This window comes from Xanthomonas sp. D-36-1 (genome assembly GCF_017746155.1).
Lineage (GTDB): Bacteria > Pseudomonadota > Gammaproteobacteria > Xanthomonadales > Xanthomonadaceae > Xanthomonas > Xanthomonas cissicola.
In genome coordinates this window covers 99766-118339 of record NZ_JAGHWR010000008.1, presented here as the reverse complement: position 1 = coordinate 118339, position 18574 = coordinate 99766, and the positions used below count along the sequence as shown (strand labels likewise).

11 protein-coding genes and 1 pseudogene are annotated in these 18574 nt (G+C 65.4%); 3 read left to right on the top strand and 9 right to left on the bottom strand.

The features are described from left to right. Positions 1–47: 47 nt before the first annotated feature. The 3 genes and pseudogenes from J7367_RS03145 to J7367_RS03135 all read left to right on the top strand — a co-directional run bounded on the left by J7367_RS03145 (position 48) and on the right by J7367_RS03135 (position 4540). Positions 48–363, top strand: a pseudogene (locus tag J7367_RS03145) (hypothetical protein). Positions 364–637: 274 nt separating this feature from the next. Beyond that, on the top strand, positions 638–2740 hold the full coding sequence (locus J7367_RS03140) for a M13-type metalloendopeptidase (protein WP_022558900.1): 2103 nt from the start codon (positions 638–640) through the stop codon (positions 2738–2740). Positions 2741–2965: 225 nt separating this feature from the next. Then, on the top strand, positions 2966–4540 hold the full coding sequence (locus J7367_RS03135) for a phospholipase D family protein (RefSeq protein WP_057662387.1): 1575 nt from the start codon (positions 2966–2968) through the stop codon (positions 4538–4540). 256 nt (positions 4541–4796) lie between these two features. Here J7367_RS03135 and J7367_RS03130 read toward each other — a convergent pair whose 3' ends face one another. The 9 genes from J7367_RS03130 to J7367_RS03090 form a co-directional block, all read right to left on the bottom strand. After that, positions 4797–5924 carry a chemotaxis response regulator protein-glutamate methylesterase gene (locus J7367_RS03130; RefSeq protein ID WP_033481043.1) on the bottom strand — a complete coding sequence of 376 codons (1128 nt, stop codon included), beginning with the start codon at positions 5922–5924 and terminating at the stop codon, positions 4797–4799. Next, a complete protein-coding gene (locus J7367_RS03125; protein WP_003488107.1) occupies positions 5921–6727 on the bottom strand; it encodes a protein-glutamate O-methyltransferase CheR in 807 nt (268 codons plus the stop codon). Before J7367_RS03125 ends, J7367_RS03130 begins: the two co-directional genes overlap by 4 nt. 4 nt (positions 6728–6731) lie before the next feature. Continuing rightward, entirely contained in the window at positions 6732–8015 is a 1284-nt protein-coding gene (locus tag J7367_RS03120; RefSeq protein ID WP_007971661.1) for an EAL domain-containing response regulator, read from the bottom strand. Between the two features lie 26 nt (positions 8016–8041). Further along, positions 8042–8557, bottom strand: coding sequence for a chemotaxis protein CheW (locus tag J7367_RS03115; protein ID WP_005913227.1), 516 nt, complete (start codon positions 8555–8557; stop codon positions 8042–8044). 10 nt (positions 8558–8567) lie between these two features. Continuing rightward, positions 8568–10724, bottom strand: coding sequence for a methyl-accepting chemotaxis protein (locus J7367_RS03110; RefSeq protein WP_057662391.1), 2157 nt, complete (start codon positions 10722–10724; stop codon positions 8568–8570). 66 nt (positions 10725–10790) lie between these two features. Next, positions 10791–12800, bottom strand: a complete 2010-nt coding sequence (locus J7367_RS03105) for a chemotaxis protein CheA (RefSeq protein ID WP_057662394.1) — start codon at positions 12798–12800, stop codon at positions 10791–10793. Positions 12801–12818: 18 nt separating this feature from the next. Next, complete coding sequence (locus J7367_RS03100; protein ID WP_003488096.1) at positions 12819–13148, bottom strand: STAS domain-containing protein; 330 nt, start codon at positions 13146–13148, stop codon at positions 12819–12821. Positions 13149–13623: 475 nt separating this feature from the next. Beyond that, entirely contained in the window at positions 13624–17088 is a 3465-nt protein-coding gene (gene mfd / locus J7367_RS03095) for a transcription-repair coupling factor (protein WP_057662397.1), read from the bottom strand. A 646-nt stretch (positions 17089–17734) separates the two neighbouring features. After that, positions 17735–18277, bottom strand: coding sequence for a GNAT family N-acetyltransferase (locus tag J7367_RS03090; protein WP_003488532.1), 543 nt, complete (start codon positions 18275–18277; stop codon positions 17735–17737). Positions 18278–18574 lie beyond the last annotated feature (297 nt).

Below are 18574 nucleotides of genomic sequence, written 5' to 3'. Positions count from 1 at the left end.
CGGTGCGAGGGGGCGATGCGCGCTCCGCCGAGTGCAGGCGAGACACGATGTCAGGCAAACGTGGAACCCGGCAGATGACTGCCGTTTATTGTCGCGCGTATCTGGTGACGCTTGGCATGCTGCTGGCCGGCGGCCCCGCCTTTGTCGCTTTGGCTGCCAGCGACATCTCCGGTGCGGGGGCTGGGGCTGGCGCTGCTGATCTGCGCAATGGGCGTACTACTGCTGGGGATTGGCGTCGCTGGGCCGTCGCGACAGATGGAAGCGTGCGCCGATGCGGCGTCGGGGCACGAGGTCGCCCTGGTGCTGATGGCGTTGGCGTATCCGGTGTACCTGTTGATGGCGCCGTTCTACGCGCGGCCTTGAGCGCATGCGATGGCGCGAGCTGCGCCGGTGTGGGTGGAAACAGCGCGCCGCGGTGTCGATGACAGACGCGCACGTGGTGTACTGATGCAATGGACTTTCATACGGCACGGCGTCGCAGGTTATGTTGCAGTGCCGCTGCACTGATGTGGTCTGGCCGGTTGCGCCGCGACTGACGGGGAGGCGGGCGCCTGCTGCGCGGTCCTTCGCCAGCGCTTGCCGACCGGATGTTGACTTTTTTCGATCGCGCCTGCGCGGTCAGCCCTTGGAGAATTCAATGAAGTTGCGCAAGTTAGCCCCGCTATCGCTCGCGGTCGCCATCGTGGTCGCGCTGTCTGCGTGCGGTGCCTCCGACGACACTGCCAAGGTGGCGCCCGCCGCACCGCGGGCGGTACCGACCAAGGTGGACGTGTCCAAGCTCGATGCGCCGATCGTGGCGTTCAGCAGCGGCGATCTGGACCCGAGCATCGCCGCGTGTGAGGACCTCAACGGGTTCGTCAACGCCAGGTGGCTCAAGGCCAACCCGGTGCCGTCCGATCGCACCAGCTGGGGCAGCTTTGAGGTGCTGGCCGAGCGCTCGCTGACCATCCAGCACGCGCTGGTGGAGCAACTGGCGCGCGGCAACCTGTCGGCCGGTTCGGTGGATGCCAAGCTCGCGGACCTGTGGCGGACCGGCTCGGATGAAGCGGCGATCGACAAAGCCGGCATTACGCCGCTGCAGCCGCAATTGAAGGACATCGAGGCATTGACCGATGCGCCGGCCATTGCCGCCTGGTTGCGCAACAGTTATGCGCAAGGCCAGGGTGTGGTGTTTTCGTTCGGTGCCAATGCCGACTACAAGAATTCCGAGCAGATGATCGCCTACGCAGGGCAGGGCGGTCTGGGCTTGCCCGAAAAGGGCTATTACACCGATCCGGCGCAGGCAAAGATTCGCGAGCAGTACGTGGCCTACATCGCGCGGATGCTGGAGCTGTCGGGCATCCCGGCACCGCAGGCGGCTGCCCAGGCCAAGGCGGTGATGGCGTTCGAGACGCGCCTGGCCAATGCGTCGTTGTCGCGTATCGAACTGCGCGACCCGGCCAAGCGCTACAACCCGGTCGATGTGGCCGGCGCCAACGCCATCACGCCGCACTTCGACTGGAAGGCGTTCTTCGCGGCGCTCAAGGTGCCGGCCGGCACCTTCTCGCTGAGCCAGCCGGGCTATTTCGCCGAGCTCGATGCGATGCTGGCCGATACGCCGGTCGATACCTGGAAAGCGTATCTGCGCTTCCACACGGTGGACGAAGCGGCGCCGTACCTGGCCAAGCCGTTCGAGCAGGCCAATTTCGATTTCTACGCCAAGACCCTGCGCGGCCAGCAGGACATGCTGCCGCGCTGGAAGCGCACCTTGAATGCGGTCAACGAGGCGATGGGCGAGGCCTTGGGCCAGCTGTACGTGCAATCCGCATTTCCGGCCGAATCGAAGCAGCAGATGCAGCAACTGGTGCAGAATCTATCGGCGGCGCTCAAGGCGCGGCTGGAAAAGCTCGACTGGATGAGCGCGGAAACCAAACAGCGCGCACTGGAAAAATGGGCCAGCTTCACTCCCAAGATCGGTTACCCGGACCAGTGGCGCGATTGGTCGGGTCTTCAGACGCGTGGCGACGGCTTTCTTGCCAACATGCAGGCCGCACAGGCATTCAACTACCGCTACATGCTGGACAAGATCGGCAAGCCGGTCGACAAGCGCGAGTGGCATATGACCCCGCAGACGGTGAACGCGTACTACAACGCCACGCGTAACGAGATCGTGTTTCCGGCCGCGATCCTGCAGCCGCCGTTCTTCGATCCCAAGGCCGATCCGGCCTTGAACTACGGTGGCATCGGCGCGGTGATCGGGCACGAAATGATGCACGGCTACGACGATTCCGGTAGCCAGTTCGATGCCAAGGGCAACTTCGATAGCTGGTGGACCGAGGCAGACCGCAAGCTGTTCACCGAGCGCACCGACCAGCTGGTGGCCCAGTTCGATGGCTATGAAGCGATCAAGGGTGTGCACGTCAAAGGCAAGCTGACGCTGGGCGAGAACATCGGCGACCTGGGCGGTCTGACCGTGGCTTACGATGCCTTGCAAATGGCATTGCAGGAGCAGCCGGTCGCCAACAAGCAGATCGATGGCTATTCGCAGGACCAGCGGTTCTTCATGAACTGGGCCACGGTGTGGCGCCGCAACTTCACCGATGGCGAATTGCGCGTGCGCCTGAACACCGACCCGCACGCGCCGGCGAATTTCCGCGCCAACGGTGCGCCGTCGAACATGCCGGCGTTTGCGCAGGCCTTCCAGTGCAAGCCCGGCGATACGATGGTACGGGGCGACAAGGAGCGCGTGACCATCTGGTAAGCGACGTGGGCGCGCGCTGGTGTTTCGGCAGCTCGCGCGCCACGCTGCTGATGACGCCATACACCGTATCGCTCGCCTTGTGCGGCACGTGGTACTGCGCGTGCTCGCCTCCGGGACACCCGCCTGTTGCTTGCCGGAATTGTCGAGGTTGCTTGTGGCGGCGTCTGCACACCGGTCTGCCCGCGTGGGCTCTACACTGCCGCGCTGCGAATCGCGGAATCGGCAGTGACAAAGCGGAAATTTTTCAAATGGTTCGGCGTTGCGCTGCTGGTGCTGGTGCTGGTGCTGGTGCTGGCCAGTGCGTTAGCGCTGTACGGCTACGGGCGCTTTGCCGACCGCCAACGCGGGCCGGTCAGTCACGTGCTGCCTGCCAAGGCGGCGACAACGCCCATCGACAAGGTGGTGGCGCCATTGCAACAGGCGCATGCCGGTCAGACCGGCATGGTGATCCTGCCGGACAACGTCGATGCGTTTGCGGTACGTGCGCTCACCGCGCGTGCGGCCGGGCGCAGCCTGGATCTGCAGTACTACATCTGGCACGCCGATTTCACCGGCAACCTGCTGCACAACGAGTTGCTGCGCGCGGCCGATCGCGGGGTGCGCGTGCGGTTGCTGCTGGACGACATGAATATCCATGGCAGCGATTCGGTGCTGGCCGCCCTGGATAGCCATCCGCTGATCGAGATTCGCCTGTTCAACCCGACCCGCGCGCGCGAAGGCACCTTGATGCGCGGCGTGGAGATGGTGCTGCGCATGTTCAGCATCAACCGCCGCATGCACAACAAGGCCTGGATTGCCGATGGCCGCATCGCGGTGGTGGGTGGGCGCAACGTGGGCGACGAATATTTCGATGCGGCGCGCGACACCAATTTCATGGATATGGATGCGGCGCTGATGGGGCCAGCGGTGGGCCAGGCCGAGCAGGTATTCGATGCGTACTGGAATAGCCCCAATGCCTTGCCGCTGTCTGCGCTGGTTACCGCAAAACCGCAGGCACTGGAGGCCTTGCGTGGCAGCCTGGACGCCGGCATGGCATCGGTGCGCGCGCATCCGTATGTGGAGCGGCTCAAGCGCTCTCCAAGCGTGCGCGAACTGATGCAGGGCGACCGCCCGGTGCACTGGGTGTCGCAAGCGCGTATCGTCTCCGACCCGCCGGAAAAAGCCGAAGGTGCGCCGCCGCAAGCCGACTGGATGACGCCAGTGCTGATCGGCGAAATGGCGCACGCACAGCGCGGGCTGAAAGTGATTTCGCCGTATTTCGTGCCGGGCGACGAGGGCATGCGCTGGATCGGCAATCTGCGCCAGCGCAACGTGCGCGTGAGCATTCTGACCAATTCGCTGGCAGCCAACGACGTGGTGGCAGTGCACAGCGGTTACGCCGGTTATCGCGTGCCGCTCCTGCAGCAGGGCGTGCGCCTGCATGAGCTCAAGCCGATGGGCAAGCCGGACGGCAGCCTGTTCGGTTCCAGCGGCGCCAGCTTGCATACCAAGGCGTTTGTCGTGGACGACAGCAGCGGTTTCATCGGCTCGTTCAACCTGGACCCGCGTTCGATGAACCTCAATACCGAAATGGGCCTGTTGTTCAACGACCGTGTGGTCACCGCGGAGCTGGAGCGCCTGTACAACCACAAGGTCAGTGCGCCGGTGAGTTACCGCGTGACCCTGGACCAGGGCGAACTGCGTTGGCACGATGATGCCGCGCAGCCGCCCGAGGTGTGGTCGCGCGAGCCGGCCGCGAGCGTGTGGCGACGTGGTGCAGCAACGGTGATGGGCTGGCTGCCGCTTGAGTCGCAGCTGTAGGTCCGCTCAGGGTGTTGCCCTCATCCGCCCTTCGGGCACTTTCTCCCGCAGACCGGAGAAGGGAATGTGGAGATCTTCATGGACGGAAGAGATGCGCGCGTCGATCCTGCGCAGCGCAGTGGTTGCGTTGGAACAGACGCAGTGGTTGTGCCCAGCACAGGCACTGGCTCTGTCGAGCAGATGCGCAGGGTCTGTCGCGCAGAAGGTGCAGTGGTTCTGGCAGCACGTTTGGCGCGCGACGTGGACGTCTGTCGCGTTATTGCAGCTGCGTCACGATCTCGCGCGCCATCGCGCCCAGCGGCAGGATACGGTCCGCGCCGCCGCGCTTGATCGCTTCCTTGGGCATGCCGAACACGATGCTGGTGTGTTCGTCCTGCGCGACCGTGCGTGCGCCGGCCTGGCGCATTTCCAGCAGGCCGGCGGCACCATCGTCGCCCATGCCGGTCATGATGATGCCCAGCGCATTGCTGCCGGCCGCGCGCGCGGCCGAGCGGAACAGTACATCGACCGACGGGCGATGCCGGTTGACCGGTGGTCCTTCCAGCACTTCGACGAAATACTGCGCGCCGCTGCGACGCAGCAGCAGATGTTTGCCGCCGGGGGCGATCAATGCGCGGCCCGGCATCACGCGGTCGTTGTTGGCGGCTTCCTTGACGGCGATCTGGCACAGGCCGTTCAGACGTGCGGCGAAGGCAGCGGTGAATTTCTCCGGCATGTGCTGCACGATCACGATGCCCGGGCAGACGCGCGGCAGTGCCGTGAGCACTTCTTCCAGGGCCTGGGTGCCGCCGGTGGAGGTGCCGATCGCGACGATGCGTTCGGTGGTCTGCGCCAGCGCACGCCCGCTTTGCGCCGGCAGGATGACATCTGCTGTGTGCTTGACCTCCGCTTCCAGCGGCGCGGCAGTCACGCGCGCGGCCAGCCGCTTGACGTTGGCGCGCGCGGCGCTGCGCACGGTCGCCACCAGTTCGTCGGCAGAGTCGGTGAGAAATTGCTTCAGACCCAGGCGGGGTTTGGTCACCACCGCCACCGCGCCGGCGGCCAGCGCATCCATGGTGACGCGCGCGCCTTTTTCGGTGAGCGTGGAGCAGATCACCACCGGCGTGGGCCGCTCGCTCATGATCTTGCGCAGGAAGGTGATGCCGTCCATGCGCGGCATTTCCACGTCGAGCACGATCACATCCGGCCAGTGCTGGCGCATTTTTTCGATCGCCAGCAGCGGGTCCGCGGCGGTGGCGATGACGTCGATGCCGGGCGCGTCGTTGAGCACGCCCACCAGCACCTGGCGCACCACTGCCGAATCGTCGACCACCATGGCCTTGATGGGAGTGGGGTTGGCGGCGGGGCGATGGAGCGCTGTCGACACGGTGAACCCCTGGGTCATGCCTTGCGGAAAATCGAGGGTGCCACCTGGACCAGATCGATGTCGAGTTCGCTCAGGCTTTCCGAATGGCCGATGCAGAAGTGCCCGCCCGACTTGAGGTTGGACAGCACGCGCAGGATCACTTCGCGCTTGGTCTGGCCATTGAAATAGATCATCACATTGCGCAGAAAAATCGCATCGAAGCTGCCCAGTGCCGGCAACGCGGCATTGAGATTGGCGTGCACGAACTGCACGCGCTCGCGCAGTCGCCGCTCCACCAGCAAGGTGCCGTCGTACTCGCCCTGGCCACGCAGGCAGTAGCGTTTGAGATAGGCCTGCGGGATGCCGTCGATACGTTGCAGCGCGTAATGGCCGGTGCGTGCCTTGGCCAGCACGCGGGTGCTGATGTCGCTGCCTACCACTTCGAACGGGCGGCCCTGCAAGGTGTCGTCCAGCACCATGGCCATGCTGTAGGCTTCTTCGCCGCTGGAACTGGCAGCGCTCCAGCAGCGGAACGGCAGCCCGCCACGGTGTTCGCCGGCCAGCTTGCGCAGCAGCTCGAAATGCTTGGGCTCGCGGAAGAAATAGGTTTCGTTGGTGGTGAGCAGGTCGATCGCGGTCTGGATTTCCCTGCGGTCCTGGCGGCTTTCCAACAGCTGCAGGTACTGCGTGTAGGTGCTGAACTGATGTTCGCGCAGACGCTTGCCCAGGCGGCCGCACAGCATCGCCTTCTTGCCGGAGGAAATGGTAATGCCGGCCGCTTCGAAGATGAAGCGCTGGAAGCGGCCGAACTCCTGTTCGGTGATGGCGGTTGCTGTGCTCATTGGCTCAGGCCACGTCCGCATCGCTGTGGAACGTGCTGTCGCTCAGGCGTGCGATGCGCACGGCGTGTTCGCGCCACCACTCCGACAGCATCGGCCCGGGCATCGGCGATGCCATCAGATAGCCTTGTGCCAGATCGCAGCCAAGTTCGCGCAGCAGCCGCCAGTCGTCGGGCGTTTCCACGCCTTCCGCCACGGCGGTGAGTTCGAGCCGATGCGCCAGTTCCAGCGTGGATTCGAGCACGGTGCGCTGGCTGCGGCTGCGATGCGCCGCATGCACGAAGCTGCGGTCCAGCTTGAGTTCGGTGAAGGGAATGCTGGCCAGGCGCTGCAGCGAGGAGAAGCCGGTGCCGTAGTCGTCGATGGACAGGCCGAACCCGTGCAGGCGCAAACGCGCCAGCATGCTCAGCGCATTGGCCGGCTCCACGATGGCGCTTTCGGTGAGCTCCAGTACCAGATCGGCCGGGCTTAGGCCGTTCTCGCCCAGCTTGGTGCATAGCTCTTCGAGGAAATGGTCCTCGCCCAGCAGCCGGGGCGAGAGGTTCAGGGCCAGGCTCAGGTCGAGCCCTTCGGCGCGCCAGTCCACCAATTGCGCGATGGCCTTGTCGATGACCTGCTGCGTCAACGCGTGGATCAAGCCTTCGCGTTCGGCCAGCGGAATGAAACGGTCCGGGCCGATCATGTCGCCTTGCGGTCGGCGCCAACGTGCGAGCGCTTCCACGCCACGCAGGCGGCCGTCCTTCAGATCGAGCTTGGGTTGGTAGGCCACGCGGATCTCGCCGCGGCGCATGGCGCGATCCAGCCGCGAGGCGGCGGCGCCACCGCTGGACATCAGCGGCGAAATCGCCACCGGCGCGAACGCCGGTGCGTCGGCGGCCGGCTCCGGTTCGCACTCCAGTACGGTGGCCAGATCCTGCAGGTTCATCGGCTTTTCGATGCCGCCGAGCACGCGCACGCCGGCACTGCGGCTGAGTTGCATCACCGCATCGATCAAGGCACCGCCGCGTTGCGATACCACGACTACCGGCACGCTGTATTTGCCGCGCGCCAGGGCGTCGAGCAACTGCACACCGTCCATGCCCGGCATTTCCAGATCCACCAGCAGCAACGATGGCGCCTGGGCGCGCGTCAGCCACTCCAGGGCCGCGTTTCCGTCGACGGCACCGTCGACCACGCTTGCGCCGAGCTGGCGACATAGCGCCATGGCGTGTTCGCGCTGGACCACGCTGTCGTCCACGACCAGGACCGGGCCGGCCAGCGTGCAGTTGCAGGAGAGAAGGGCGGGGCGCATGGGAGTCCTTGAGTGCATGCGTGAGGTCAGGCCGCCAGCTCGGCGGCCGGCAGCTGGGCGAGCGTGTCGTTGCCCAGCACGGCATCGGCATCGAGCAGGATCACGAAGCGCTCGCCGATCTTGCCCATGGCGTGGATGAAGTCGCGCGCGATGCCGGCGCCGAAGCTGGGCGTGTCGACGATGTCGGAGGGCGCAATTTCCAGCACTTCGCTGACCGCATCCACCAATAGCCCAAGCACCTGATGCAGCTCACCATGCGCGATCTCCACGATCACGATGCAGCTGCGCTTGGTGATCGCGCTGGCGTTGCGGCCGAAACGTTGCTGCAGGTCGACCACCGGCACCACCGCGCCGCGCAGATTGATCACCCCGCGCAGCGCCGGCGGCATCATCGGCACATCGGTCGGCACGCGGTATTCGATGATTTCCTTGATGCCCAGGATGCCCAGGCCGAACATCTCCCGGCCCAGCAGAAAGGTCAGGTATTGCTGCGGTGCCGTCGATGACGGCATCTGGTGGTTGGTTGCGGGGCGCGCTTGCATCGTCGGCTCCTCAGAAGCTGGCGAATTGCGATTCGTCGATCGCATCGGCGGTGGCGGCCAACGCACTGATCTGGCGCACGTTGGTGCGTCGTGGCGGCGCGCTGTTCACAGTGGCAGGCGCATGCGCTGCGATCCTGCGCGGTCCTGGCCTGCGGCTGCCCGATGCGGCGCCACGGCTGCCATTGCCCAGCCGGAAGAAGCCCATCAGCTGCTGCAGCTGTTCGGCCTGCGCGCTCATCTCTTCCGAGGTGGCGGCCAGTTCTTCGGCATTGGCGGCGGCCGATTGGGTGGTCTGGTTCAACTGGCCCACCGCAGTATTGATCTGGCTGACGCCGGCGGTCTGTTCTTCGGAAGCGGCGGCGATTTCCTGCACCAGGTCGGAGGTGCGGCGGATCGAAGGCACCATCTCGCCGAGCACGCGGCCGGCGCTTTCGGCCAGTTCCACGCTGGATTCAGCCACTTCGCCGATTTCCTGCGCAGCGATCTGGCTGCGTTCGGCCAGCTTGCGCACTTCGGCGGCCACCACCGCAAAGCCCTTGCCGTGTTCGCCGGCGCGCGCCGCTTCGATGGCGGCATTGAGCGCCAGCAGGTTGGTCTGATACGCAATGTCGTCGATGATGCCGATCTTCTTGGCGATGTCCTTCATCGCCACCACGGTGGCGCGCACGGTATCGCCGCCGTCGGCCGCTTCGCTGGCCGCCTTGGCCGCCATGCTGTCGGTAACGCGCGCGTTTTCGGTGTTCTGTGCGATGGAGGCGGTCATCTGCTCCAGCGAGGCGCTGGTTTCTTCCACACCGGCCGCCTGTTCGCTGGCGGCCTGGGCCAGCGCCTGCGCGGTGGCGCTGACCTCTTCCGACGCACTGGCCAGGTTTTCGGCATTGCGGTTGACCTCATCGACGATCTCGGTCAGACGGCTCATGGTGGTGTTGACGTAGCGCTGCATGTCGGCGAATGCGCCTTCGTAGCGGCCTTCCACGGTGTGGGTGAGGTCGCCTTCGGCCATCGCGCCCATGACCTGGATCACTTCGGAAATGCTGCGCAGATTGCCGCGCGCGCGCTCCACGGTGTCGTTGATGAAGGCCTTCTTGCCCGGCAGCTGCGCCAGCGGTGCATCGAAGTTGCCGCGGCCGAATTCGGCCACCACGCCCATCGCCAGTTTCTTGACCGCGATATGCGCACCCACCATCTGGTTGATGCCCAGCGCCATGCTGCGGAAGTCGCCATCGAAGCGGCTGCTGTCGATGACCACGTCGATGTCGCCGGCCTCGTGTTCGTCCGACATGTGGTTGATCTCGGCGATCAGGCCGGTGAGGTTGCCGCGCACCTGTTCGATGGTGTCGTTGATGAAGCGCTTCTTGCCCGGCAGCAACGGCAGGTGTGCGGTGAAGTTGCCGCGGCCGAATTCGCTGACGCAGGCAATGGCCTGTTTCTTGACCGCGATATGGCTGGCCACCATCGCGTTGATGCCTTCGGCCATGCGACGGAAATCGCCGGTGAAGCGCTGGGTGTCGATGACCACATCGATATCGCCGGCATCGTGCTCGGCCGACATGCGATTGACCTCGGCGACCATGCCGGTGAGGTTGCCGCGGATCTGGTCCACCACCTCGTTGATGAAGGCCTTCTTGCCCGGCAGGCGCTCGAGTTCGGCGGAAAAATTGCCGCGACCGAACTCGGCCACGCACGCCATCGCCTGCTTTTTTACCGCGATATGGCTGGCCACCATGCGGTTGATGCCATCGCCCATGGTGCGGAAATCGCCATCGAAGCGCGCCACATCGATGCGCGCGTCGATCTCGCCGGCATCGTGTTCGCGCGAAACGCGGTTGATTTCCTCGTTGACGTGGCGGATGCCGCTCTGCACCTTGCGCAGCCCGCGCAGGACATCGCTGGCCTGGTCGTCGCGCACTTGCGGCAGCGCCACGTCGAAGTTGCCGCGCGAGAACGCGTCCAGCGTGGTGGTGGCCATCTCCAGCGACGCGCTGGCGATACGGATTGCCCAGACCAGCAAGGCACCGCTGATCAATGCTGCAACGATGCTGGTGCCCAGCAAGGCTGCGTGCGAGAGCGTCAGCGCAACGCCGGCGACGACCGCGACGACGGGCAGGGCGACGGCAAGCGCGGCGGTGAACCACAACTGCGTAGCGATCGGGAGACGGTGTGACATGACGGTAGCTTCCTGGGGTCAGGTAACGACAAACGATGGTTCGGGCCGGAGCGATGGCGCGGGCGTTCAGGCCGCCAGCGCGTCCTGGTTGGGATGCAACTGCTGAATCAGGCTGGGCACATCCAGAATCAGTGCGACATCGCCGCTTCCCAGAATGCTCGAGCCGCTGATGCCTTTGACCTGCGCGAACACCTTGGACAGCGGCTTGATCACCGTCTGCCATTCGCCGAGCAGGGTGTCCACCACCAGGCCGAAGCGCTGCGCGCCCTGTCGGATCACCACGATGCTTTCGCGCGAGGGCGTCTTGCCGCCCAGCGCGAACAGTTCGCGCAGGCGCACGTACGGCAACACGCTGCCGCGCAGGTCGATGTAATCGCTGGTGTAGTCGGGCGTGAACTCCACGCACTCTTCGACCACATCCAGCGGCACCACGAAGACCGATTTGCCCACTCCGACCTGGAAGCCGTTGATGATGGCCAGCGTCAGCGGCAGGCGTACCGAGATGGTGGTGCCCACGCCGGCGGCGCTGTCGATCTCGACCGTGCCGCGCAGTGCGGTGATGTTGCGCTTGACCACGTCCATGCCCACGCCGCGTCCGGACAGATTGGTGACCTTTTCGGCAGTGGAAAAACCCGGTTCGAAGATCATCGCGAATACGTCGCGGTCGCTGAGCTGGCGGCCGGGTTCGATCAGGCCGCGTTCGAGCGCCTTGGCCAGGATGCGGTCGCGGTTCAAGCCGCCGCCGTCGTCGGTGATCTGGATGACGATGCTGCCGGAGTCGTGATATGCGTTGAGCCCGACGGTGCCGCGCGCAGGCTTGCCGCGCGCCACGCGCACGTCCGCCGGCTCGATGCCGTGGTCCATCGCATTGCGCACCAGATGGGTGAGCGGGTCGCCGATCTTTTCCACCACCGACTTGTCCAGTTCGGTGTCTTCGCCGGCTACCACCAGCGCGATGTCCTTGCCCAGTTCGCGCGCCACATCGTGCACCACGCGCTGGAAGCGGCTGAAGGTGCCGCCGATCTTGACCATGCGTAGCTGCAGCGCACTTTCGCGCACGTCTTCGACCAGGCCAGCCAGGATCGAGGCCGATTCCAGTAGCTGCGCATCGCCGGTGCGTTGCGCATTGGCGTTGGTGCTGGAGACGGCAATGATGAGTTCGCCGACCAGATCGATCATGCGATCGAGCTTGTCGGCGTCCACGCGGATGGAACGCGCGTCGGCGTTGCGCGCGGCAGCGTCCGGCGCGGCGCGGCCTGGCGCCGAAGCGGCGCTGGGTACTGCAGCAAGCGGCTTGTTCGGCACGGGGCTGGCTGCCGCTTCGGCAGTGAGCAATTCAGCGGCATCGGATGGCGCCGGAACCGACACGATCTCCAGATCGCAATCTTCGCGGACGAATTCGAACACCTCTTCGATGGCGGCGCGGTCGGCATCGCTGCGCAGCAGGATCTGGAAGCCCAGGTAATTAGCTTCCGGATCCAGGTCGTCGAATGCCGGCAGTTGGCTGATATCGGTGTTGATCGATTCGACCGAACCCAGGCTGCGCAGGTTGCGAATCAGCTTGAGCGGCGAATTGCCAAAACGCAGTGCGTCGGCAAACAGTTTCAGGGTGATGCGCCAGTAACCGCTCTGCTTTTCCGGTGCGCCTTGCGCAACGGCGGTTGCAGTGACGCCGCAGGCGCTGCGTTGCAGATACGTCTGCAGTTGCGCCAGCAGCGGCTCGGCTTCGGCGGCCAGTGCGACCGGGTCGGCGTGGCTCGGGTCTGCGGCGGTTTCCACCAATGCATGGATATGGTCGCAGCACACCAGCAGCAGCCCGATCAGTTCCGAGCTCAAGCTCAACGCTTCGTCGCGTACCAGATCCAGCACGCTTTCCAGCACATGGGTGAAGCCGACCAGCTGCGGCAGATCGAACAGGCCACCGGAGCCCTTGATGGTGTGCGCGGCGCGGAAGATGGCATTGACCGCATCCGGCGACGGTTCGCCGCGCTCGGCTTCGAGCAGGTGACGTTCCATGTCTTCGAGCAGGTCCCGGCTCTCGGCCAGGAAGGTCTGCATCAGCTGGTTCATGTCCATGCGCGCGTCGCCAGTCCGTTAGTGAATTCGTTCGCCCAGGCCTGCAACCGCATGCGGGTACAGGGCCTCGAGCAGGCCGAGCAGCTCGATGACATCGACCACTGCGCGGCTGGAATCGGTCAGCGAGAACGGGCGGCCATCGGCCTGGATCGCCTGCTTGGTGGCCAGCAACAATTGCAGACCGGTGGTATCGATCTCGCTGACGGCGGCCAGGTCCAGATGCAATCCACCCGGATGCAGCAGGGCCGGCTGCAGCAACGGCTTGAGCTCGGCCGCGCGACGAATGGTCATCTCGCCTTCCAGGGCAAGGGTCAGCGGCGCGGGTAGATCGGACAATGGCGTGTTCATTGGTGCCTCAAGCGGTGCGATGGCGCACGGGTGCGTGCCATGGCCTGGGAAGGTCGCGACCGCCTGGACGAGTGTGCGCAGCGCTGCACACGGTCCATGCCGGTCTATGCAGGTATCGGCGCCTTCCGGAAATATTTAGGCAAAATTCAGTGCGATGATGGATTTGCGAAACCCGTCACCGACTGTGGATTAATTGCTCAGCTTTGTCGGAAGCAGGCTCAGGGGGGGGGGACTGTCCAGGCCTTTGCCCGTTGGACAGGTGGCCCCGGCCCTGCACGACGTGGCGGGCGCGGTTCCGGCTTGCTCGCGCGCGCAAACCACCGGTGGACTCTCTGTCCGCGCCGCATGCGCAGGGCTGGCTGCGGCAGTGATGACCGGCAAGCGCGATCAGTCAGGGGATTGCCCGCCTGCCTGCTCGCTCTTCACGTGCGATGGTCTCGCTCGGCGTGGTCGCCGCTACCGGCGCGGCAGTGCGTCAGCCCGGTGACAATGCCGCCAACAAGCCGCGTGCCGCATTGAAACGGTCGGCGCCTTCGGGCATCGGCAGCTTGATGCGCAGTTTGTCGGGGCCGTCCATCGTGTAGATCTTCGGCTGTTTCTGGATCATCTGGATGATGGTCATCGGGTCGATCGCCGGCTTGGCCTCGAACACCAGCCGCCCGCCGTTTTCGCCCAGATCCAGCTTGCGTACGCCCAATGCGTTGGCCTGCAGCTTGAGCTCGGCAATGGCGAACAGATGCTTGACCGGGTCCGGCAGCAGGCCGAAGCGGTCGATCATCTCCACCTGCAGTTCGCGTAGCGCATCGGTGTCGCGTGCGCTGGAAATGCGCTTGTACAAGGTCAGGCGCGTATGCACGTCGGGCAGATAATCCTCGGGAATCAGCGAGGCCACATGCAGCTCGACGTCGGCGCCGCGCACTTCTTCGCCGGCATCCAGGTCGGGCAGCTTGCCCTGGCGGATGCTGCGCACTGCGCGCTCGAGCAGTTCGGTATACAGGCTGAAACCGACCTCGGCCATCTGGCCGCTCTGGTCTTCGCCCAGCAATTCGCCGGCGCCGCGGATTTCCAGATCGTGCGTGGCCAGGGTGAAGCCGGCGCCGAGCTCGTCCATCGAGGCGATCGCTTCCAGGCGCTTTTCTGCATCGGAGGTCATCGAGCGCCGGTCCGGCACCACCAGGTACGCGTAGGCGCGGTGATGCGAGCGACCCACGCGGCCGCGCAACTGATGCAGCTGCGCCAGGCCGAAGCGGTCGGCGCGATTGATGATGATGGTGTTGGCATTGGGAATGTCGATGCCCGATTCGATGATCGTGGTCGACAGCAACACATTGAAGCGCTGCTTCTGGAAATCCAGCATCACCCGTTCCAGCTCGCGCTCGGGCATCTGCCCGTGCGCGATGCCGATGCGCGCTTCCGGCACCAGCTCGGACAGATCGCGCTGCATGCGCACGATGCTTTCCACATCGTTATGCAGGAAATACAGCTGCCCGCCGCGACTGAGTTCGCGCTGGAAGGCTTCGCGCAGCAGGGTGTTGTCCCACGCGGTAATGAAGGTCTGCACCGCCAGACGGTTCGGCGGCGGGGTCGCGATGATCGACAGATCGCGCAGGCCGGCCATGGCCATGTTGAGCGTGCGCGGGATCGGTGTGGCGGTGAGCGTGAGCAGATGCACGTTGGCACGCATCGCCTTGAGCGCTTCTTTCTGCCGCACGCCGAAGCGTTGTTCTTCGTCGACGACCACCAGCCCGAGATCCTTGAACTTCACGTCCGGCTGCAACAACCGGTGCGTGCCGATGATCACGTCGATGTCGCCGCTGGCGACCTTTTCCAGTTCTGCCTTGATTTCCTTGGTGCTCTTGAAGCGCGACAGCACTTCCACCTTCATCGGGTAATCGGCGAACCGGTCGCGGAAATTGCGGTAATGCTGTTCGGCCAGCAACGTGGTCGGCACCAGCACGGCGACCTGCTTGCCGGCGCTGGCGGCGGCGAAGGCGGCGCGCACCGCAACCTCGGTCTTGCCGAAACCGACGTCGCCGCAGACCACCCGGTCCATCGGCTGGCTGCTGCCCAGATCGCGCAGCGTCGCATCGATGGCGGCAAGCTGGTCGCCGGTTTCTTCGAACGGAAATCCGGCCGCGAACGGCTCGTACATCGCCCGGTCCACCTGCAACGCCAGACCCGCGCGCGCGCGTCGGCGCGCCTGGATTTCCAGCAATTCGGCGGCGACGTCGCGGACCTTTTCGGCCGCCTTGCGCTTGGCCTTGGTCCATTGCTCGCCGCCCAGTGAGTGCAGCGGCGCGGTCTCGGTCGAGGCGCCGGAATACCGGCTGATCAGGTGCAGCTGCGCCACCGGCACATACAGCCGGTCGCCCTTGGCGTATTCGATTTCCAGGAACTCGCCGGGCATGCCGCCGGCATCAAGCACGATCAGGCCGCGGTAGCGGCCCACGCCGTGGTCCTCGTGCACGATCGGCGCGCCTTCGGACAGCTCGCCCAGATCGCGGATGATCGCTTCCGGCTCGCGTCCGACCCGGCGCGCGCGGCGCGGCTGGTTGGCCCGTTCCGGGAACAGCTGGCGTTCGGTCAGCAGCGCAATCTGCGGCTGATCCAGTGCAAAGCCGTCTTCCAGCGGCGCCACGGTAATGCCGAACCGCAGCGTCCCGGCCAGGAAGGCCGGCACATCGGCGACCAGCTCCGGCTTCAACTGCGCGGCGGCCAGCACCTCCATCAAGGCTTCGCGGCGGCCGGCCGAATCGGCAGCGACCAGCACGCGGCCCGGGTAATGGCTCAGGAACGATGCCAGCGCCCGACCGGCCGGCGCGTCTTTGGCAGCCACCGGCAGTGGCGGCAACGCTTGGTCGCCGAGCGGGGCTGCCTCATCGATGCGCGCATGATCGCTGGCCCACACTTCGATACGCGCCAGCTTGTTGAGCCGCTCGCGCAGCGCATCCGGCGATTGATACAACTCGTCCGGCGGCAGCAGCGGGCGCTCGACATCATGGCGGCGCTGTTCGTAGCGGTTCTGCGCTTGCGCCCAGAAGGTATCGGCGGCGTTGGACACGCCGGTGGCGATCACCGGCAGCACGCGCTTGTCCAGATAATCGAAGAGTGTTGCGGTCTTGGCGAAGAACATCGGCAGGTAATACTCGATGCCCGACGGCGCCAGCCCGGATTTCAGGTCCTGGTACAGCGCGCTGCGCCGGGTATCCACGTCGAAGCGTTCGCGCAGGCAGGCCAGCACGCGCTCCACGCTGGCATCGTCCATCGGCACTTCGCGGCCCGGCAGCATCTTGACCGCGTCCACCTTGTCCAGCGAGCGTTGCGATTCCGGGTCGAACACGCGGATCGAATCGATGTCCTCATCCAGCAGCTCGACGCGCAATGGCGTGTCCGCGCCCATCGGAAACACGTCCAGCAGGCCGCCGCGCACCGCGAAATCGCCCGGGTCCATCACCTGCGGCACGTTGCGGTAGCCGGCGCTTTCCAGGCGGCGCTTTTCCGCATCCAGATCCAGCCGCTGGCCAACGGTGAGATCGAAGCTGCCACCGACGATGTAGCTCAGCGGCGCCAACTGCTGCAGCAAGGTCTGCACCGGCACGATCACCACGCCGCAGGTCAGGCCGGGCAGGCGGTGCAGGGCGGCCAGCCGCTGGCTGATGATTTCCGGGTGCGGGCTGAACTGGTCGTAGGGCAGGGTTTCCCAATCGGGAAACGGCACCACCGGCAGCGCCGCTTGCTCGCCGAGCAAGGCATGCAGGTCGGCTTCGATCTGGTGCGCGCTCTGGTTATCGCGCGCGATGACCAGCAGCGGGCCGGCATGCGCCTCGGCTGCCCGCGCAATCGACCATGCCAGCGCAGTCGGAGAGGACGGGGCGCGCCAGTAGGCGCGGAGCTGGCCAGACCTGGGCAGCGGCGGAGAGGGGAAGGTAGGCGACGGCATCAGCCGGCGATTTTATCAGAGCCCCCGCTGCGGCCGGTCCATCTGGTGTGAAAGGCCACCTCGGGCGGGCGCCGCGGGAGAGGGCATGACCTCATCCGTGCGGGCCTGGAACGTCCAACGCCGCTGGTCGAGTGCATGGCAGCTCATGGTACGAAGGCGGTGCGGCTTCCCGCCTGGGCGCTGCAAGCGGGTCGCGTCCCAAGTCATATAGCCAGCGAACATTGCCTGTCGCCTGCACTGACACGCCGACCATCTCGATTGGTCCTTGCCGGGCCACCGTCGCGGGACCCTTGGCGGCATGGATGCCGCCACGGAGCTTACAAGGACGTACTTGCACGTGTCCTGCGATGGTGGACCGGCAAGGACCCTGCAGAGACTCGCAGCGTCGTTGAGCGCGCGGTGCCCTTACCGTTCGCCGGACACGCCGTCACTCCATCCATGCCGCCAACGGTCCCGCAATCGATGAGGACACCGCACTAGACGGTTGGCGGGCGGCCCAATGAGAGCGGCTCATCGCACGTACAAGGATTTACTGGCAGCGCAGCCAGCGATGGTTGGTGGACAAAGGCAATTGAGTAATCCTCAGCAAGCCGACACGCGGCCGCTTTCAACGAATCTCAGATCCCGAATCCCCAATCCCCGCCCCTCAGGCATCCAACTCGAGAACCATCCGCACCAGCTCCGGCGACTCCGGATGCGCCTGCGGCTTGAAGCCCAGCGATTCTGCCAACTGCAGCATCGGCACATTGCTTTGCAGCACATCGCCAAACAGGCAATCCAGGTACTTGCGCCGCGCCCACTTGACCAGCTTGCGCATCAGCTGCCGTCCCAGCCCCTGGCCGGCGACGAAGCTGCTGACCAGGATGGTGTATTCGGCCTGGCGGGTGCCCGGTACCAGCGCGGCGCGCGCGACCGCGCCGACCAGCGCTTCGCCGGGCGGCAGTTGTTCGGCGGCGACCAGCACGATCTCGCTCTTGGGATTGGGATGGGTCAGGCGCTGCACCATCTCCGGGGTGATTTCGGTGGAGGAGCGCACAAAGCGCGCGCGAATTTCCTCCGGTCCCAACAGGCTGAAAGCTCCCTGCAGCGGCGGACCATCCTCGGGACGGATCGGGCGAAGCAGAAGGGTACGGCCATTGGGCAGGCTGAAGTTTTCATGCCAGGGAGGCATGCGATTGCGAATGGCCATGACCGGTGTTCCTTAAAGATCGGAAGATTCTGGCACCAGCCCGGCGCGCAACCGTGAATGAATCCGGTGTGCCGCCGGGGGCCGATAGGAGGTGGCAGTGCTTCCCACACCACTGTAACGAGCGGTGCCGTGAGCCGGTCGTGAGCGTGATGGGGCGCGCATTGCGGAAGCCGAGCGCAAGCAGCGGGGCCGCCGGAAGGCCTTTGTTACCCGGCCTGGCTTCCCGAGACATGCGTATCCGGTGCAGCGCCCGCTTGTCTGCGCTGCGCTGAAGGTGCTCGCGACAACGGCTATGTC